General features: G+C 74.6%; 3 protein-coding genes. All 3 read right to left on the minus strand.

The features are described 5' to 3' along the window. Window positions 1-116 precede the first annotated feature (116 nt). The gene (locus ACFXA3_RS35520; protein ID WP_385194015.1) at window positions 117-1,898 is read right to left on the minus strand and encodes an ABC transporter ATP-binding protein; all 1,782 of its coding nucleotides are present in this window, start codon (window positions 1,896-1,898) and stop codon (window positions 117-119) included. Beyond that, on the minus strand, window positions 1,895-3,748 hold the full coding sequence (locus ACFXA3_RS35525; RefSeq protein WP_385194018.1) for an ABC transporter transmembrane domain-containing protein: 1,854 nt from the start codon (window positions 3,746-3,748) through the stop codon (window positions 1,895-1,897). Before ACFXA3_RS35525 ends, ACFXA3_RS35520 begins: the two co-directional genes overlap by 4 nt. A gap of 134 nt (window positions 3,749-3,882) precedes the next feature. Beyond that, window positions 3,883-4,830, minus strand: a 948-nt coding sequence (locus ACFXA3_RS35530; RefSeq protein ID WP_385194021.1) for a (Fe-S)-binding protein, incomplete at its 5' end; no start/stop codon positions are given.

The raw sequence follows: 4,830 nt of genomic DNA on the forward strand, positions 1-4,830 counted from the left end.
GAGCGTCGCTTGGGGTGTGGGGGGCGCTTTTTGGTTTTCACGCGCCGGGGGCCGCCCGGGGACCCCGGGGGGGCGGGGGGGGCCGGGGGCCTCGTACGACGGCCGGGGCGGGCGGGTCAGCCGTGCCAGGAGCGCCACAGCGCCGCGTACGCGCCGTCCGCCGCGACCAGCTCGTCGTGCGAGCCCAGTTCGCTGATCCGGCCGCCCTCCACCACCGCGATCACATCGGCGTCGTGCGCGGTGTGCAGCCGGTGGGCGATCGCGATGACCGTGCGGCCGTCCAGCACCCGGGCCAGCGAGCGCTCCAGATGCCGTGCGGCCCGCGGATCCAGCAGCGACGTGGCCTCGTCCAGCACCAGCGTGTGCGGGTCCGCCAGCACCAGCCGGGCCAGCGCGGTCTGCTGTGCCTGCGCCGGGGTCAGCGCCGTACCGCCCGAGCCCACCTCGGTGTCCAGACCGCCCTCCAGGGCCCGGGCCCAGCCGTCCGCGTCCACCGCGCCCAGCGCCGCCCACAGCTCCGCGTCCTGCGCACCCGTGCGCGCCAGCCGCAGGTTGTCCCGCAGCGAGCCCACGAACACGTGGTGTTCCTGGTTGACCAGCGCCACCTGCTCGCGCACCCGCTCCGCCGTCATCCGCGACAGCTCGGCCCCGCCGAGGGTCACCTCGCCGGTCCGCGGCGCGTAGATGCCCGCCAGCAGCCGGCCCAGCGTGGACTTGCCCGCCCCGGAAGGGCCGACGAGCGCCATCCGGGTGCCCGGCGGCACGGTCATCGACACCTGGTGCAGTACGTCCACGCCCTCCCGGTAGCCGAAGCGGACCCCGTCGGCCCGGACGTCCCGCCCCGCCGGGGCCACGCCCGCGTCACCGGCGTCCGGCTCGATCTCCCGTACGCCCACCAGGCGGGCCAGGGACACCTGGGCGACCTGCAGCTCGTCGTACCAGCGCAGGATCAGGCCGATCGGATCGACCATCATCTGTGCCAGCAGCGCACCCGTGGTCAGCTGTCCCACCGACATCCAGCCCCGGAGCACGCAGTAGCCGCCGATCATCAGAACGGAGCCGAGGATCGTCACGTAGGTGACGTTGACGACGGGGAAGAGGACGGTCCGCAGGAACAGCGTGTACCGCTCCCAGGCCGTCCATTCCTTGATCCGCCGCTCGGACAGGGCGATCCGGGCCGGCCCGAGGCGGTGCGCCTCGACGGTACGGCCCGCGTCCACGGTCTCGGTGAGCGCGGCCGCGACCGCCGCGTACCCGGCCGCCTCCGAGCGGTACGCCGACGGCGCCCGCCTGAAGTACCAGCGGCAGCCGATCACCAGCACCGGCAGTGCCACCAGCGCGGCCAGGGCCAGCTGCGGCGCGGTCACCGTGAGCGCCCCGAAGAGCAGCCCGACCCAGACCACGCCGATGGCCAGCTGCGGCACGGCCTCGCGCATCGCGTTGGCCAGCCGGTCGATGTCGGTGGTGATCCGCGACAGCAGGTCACCGGTACCGGCCCGCTCCAGCACGCCCGGCGGCAGGCCCACGGAGCGCACCAGGAAGTCCTCGCGCAGATCGGCGAGCATCTCCTCGCCGAGCATCGCCCCGCGCAGCCGGACCAGCCGGACGAAGGACGTCTGGACCAGGAGGGCCAGCGCGAACAGCAGGGCCACGCGCCCCAGATGGAGCTCGCGCGCGCCTTCCGCCAGCCGGTCGACCACCCGGCCGAGCAGGTACGGGCCGACCATGGAGGCGATCACCGCCACCGCGTTGACGGCCACCAGCACCAGGAAGGCCCGCCGATGCCGCCGGAACAGGCCGCGCACATAGCCCCGTACGGTCTGCGTCGAGCCCACGGGCAGGGTGGCGGCCGACTCGGGGGCCGCCGGATCGTAGTGCGGCGGCGCCACGCCGATCATGCCGATTCCTCGATCTCTGTGAGTGCCTTTTCCAGCCGGGCTTCTTCCAGCCGGGTCGGTTCCATCCGTGCCACCCGCTGCTCCTCTTCGGTCTCGCGGGTGACGACGGCCCGGTAGAGCGGTTCGCCGTGCAGCAGTTCGCGGTGCGTACCGGTCGCGGCGACCGCACCGTCGTGGATGAGGACCACCCGGTCGGCACGGTCCAGGAGCAGCGGCGACGAGGCCAGCACCACCGTCGTGCGCCCGGCCCGCAGGGCCGTGATCCCCTCCGCGATCCGCGCCTCGGTGTGCGAGTCGACCGCCGAGGTCGGCTCGTCCAGCACCAGCACTTCCGGGTCGGTGGCCAGGGACCGGGCCAGCGAGAGCCGCTGGCGCTGCCCGCCGGACAGGGACCGGCCGCGCTCGGTGATCCGCGCGTCCATCGGGTCCTCCACACCGTCCGGCGCCGACTGCAGCAGCGCGTCCAGGACGTCCCCGCACTGGGCGGCGGCCAGCGCCGCCCCGGCCTCGACCGCCCCGGAGGACGGTACGGCGAACAGGTCGCGCAGGGTCCCGGACAGCAGCACCGGGTCCTTGTCCTGTACGAGGACCAGCGTGCGCGCGGTGTCCAGCGCGAGCTCGTCCAGTGCGACGCCGCCCAGCAGCACCGACACCCGGTCGGCGGCCGGGCCGTCGTCCGCCGGGTGGCCGCCGAGGCGTTCGGCGAGCCGGCCCGCCAGGTCCGGATCCCCGCACACCACGGCGGTGAACCGGCCGGCCGGGGCCAGCAGTCCGGTCACGGGGTCGTACAGGTCGCCGCCCGGCGCCGGGGGCTGCGCCGCCGCGGCGGCCGACTCCGCCGGCCCTGGAGCGTCCGTACGCGCCAGCGACAGCACCCGGGCGGCCCGCTGGGCGGAAGGCCTGGAGAAGGAGTACGCCATCGCGATCTCCTCGAAGTGCCGCAGCGGGTAGAGCATCGTGGCCACCGCGCTGAAGGCGGCGACGAGTTCACCGACCTCCAGCCGGCCGTCCAGCACGAGCACGGAGCCGTACCAGACCACGGTGATCAGCAGGGCGCCCGGGAGCAGCACCTGGATCGCGGCGATCAGCGCCCACATCCGGGCGCTGCGCACGGCCGCCTTGCGGACCTCCTGGGAGGCCTCGCGGTAGCGGCCCAGGAACAGCTCCTCGCCGCCGATGCCGCGCAGCACCCGCAGGCCGGCCACCGTGTCCGAGGCGAGTTCGGTGGCCTTGCCGGCCTTCTCGCGCTGGACGTCGGCGCGTTGGGTGGCGCGCGGCAGCAGCGGCAGGACGGACAGGGCGAGCACGGGAACGCCGATCGCGACGACCACACCGATCGACGGCGCGTAGAACAGCAGGCCGACGCAGATGACCACGACGGAGCAGGCGGCGGCCAGGAAGCGGGAGACCGCCTCGACGAACCAGCCGATCTTCTCCACGTCACCGGTGGAGACCGCGACCACCTCGCCCGCCGCGACCCGCCGGGTCAGGGCGGATCCCAGCTCGGCGGTCTTGCGGGCGAGCAGCTGCTGCACCCGGGCGGCGGCGGTGATCCAGTTCGTCACGGCCGTGCGGTGGAGCATCGCGTCGCCGGCCGAGACGGCGACGCCGATCAGCACCAGCAGCGCGCCGACGAGGAGCAGCCGGGTGCCGTCGCGCCGGACGACCGCGTCGACGCCCATGCCCACCGCGTACGGCAGCCCGGCGACGCCGCAGAAGTGCACCAGTCCCCAGCACAGGCTCTTGATCTGACCGCCGATCTGGCCACGCCCCAGCCACACCAGGAAGCGCGGGCCGGAGCGGGCGTCGGGTACCCCGGGATCCGGATACGGAAGATCGCTGATCTGCATGACGCCCCATGACTGGTCGAGTGGTCCAAACCGTGCAAGGTTCGCCTTCCGGACCGGCCCCGGGCAATCGATTTTGCGTTGGCCAAGGCCCTGCGCTGCGGGGTGTGCGGTGCGTCCGGCCGTGGACCGCCGCGTCAAGGCCGGGTCGCCCACTCCAGTTCCAGCAGCGCGGATCGGTAACTGCGGCCGGTGGCCCGGTCCATGCCCACCTCGCACATCCGGTTCGCCGACAGGTGCGCGTCGAAGGCGCGCGAGGTCACCTCCGCCGCCTCGCGCTCCGTCGCCGAGGCCGTCAGCTCCGGATGCAGCATGCCCCGGTCGCCCGCGAAGGCACAGCAGCCCGCATCGTCCGGAACCACCACCTCCGTCGCGCAGGCCGCGGCCACCGCCCGCAGCTGCGCCACGTCGCCCAAGTGGTGCATGGAGCACGTCGGATGCAGCACTGCCGAGCCCACCGTGCGCCGGACCTCCAAGTGGGGCAGCAGCTCGTCCGCAGCCCACACGACCGAGTCGACGACCTTCAGCTCCGCGTGCAGCGCCCGGTTGTCGTCCGTGAGGTACGGGACCACCTCGCGCGCGAGGCCCAGCGTGCACGAGGAGGCGTCGACCACCAGCGGCAGCCGCCCGCCGGCCGTCCAGCCCCAGGCGGCCTCCACGATCCGGTTGGCCATCACCCGGTTCCCGGCGTCGTAGCCCTTGGAGTGCCAGATCGTCGCGCAGCAGGTGCCCCCGACGTCGCCTGGGATCCACACCGGCTTCCCGGCCCGCTCCGAGACCGCCACCACCGCCTCGGGCAGGGAGGGGCCGGGCCGCCCGGCGGGGCCGCCGAAGATCCGGTTCACGCACGCCGGGTAGTACACGGCCACCGCGCCCACCCGCCCCGTCGGGGGCAGCGTGCGGGCGGCGGCTCCGGGGACCTGCGGCAGCCACTGCGGAACCAGGTCGGGCCGGACGACCCTGCGCGCGGCTCCGGTGAGCGCCACCAAGGGGCCGTCCCCCACCCGGTCCCCGATCGTGGCGGGGGCGGGCGCCCCCCCCCCCCGGGGGCGCCCCCCGGCCGCGATACCCCCCGCGGCGCGGGG

The sequence above is a fragment of the Streptomyces sp. NPDC059456 genome (assembly GCF_042750055.1).
Classification (GTDB): domain Bacteria; phylum Actinomycetota; class Actinomycetes; order Streptomycetales; family Streptomycetaceae; genus Streptomyces.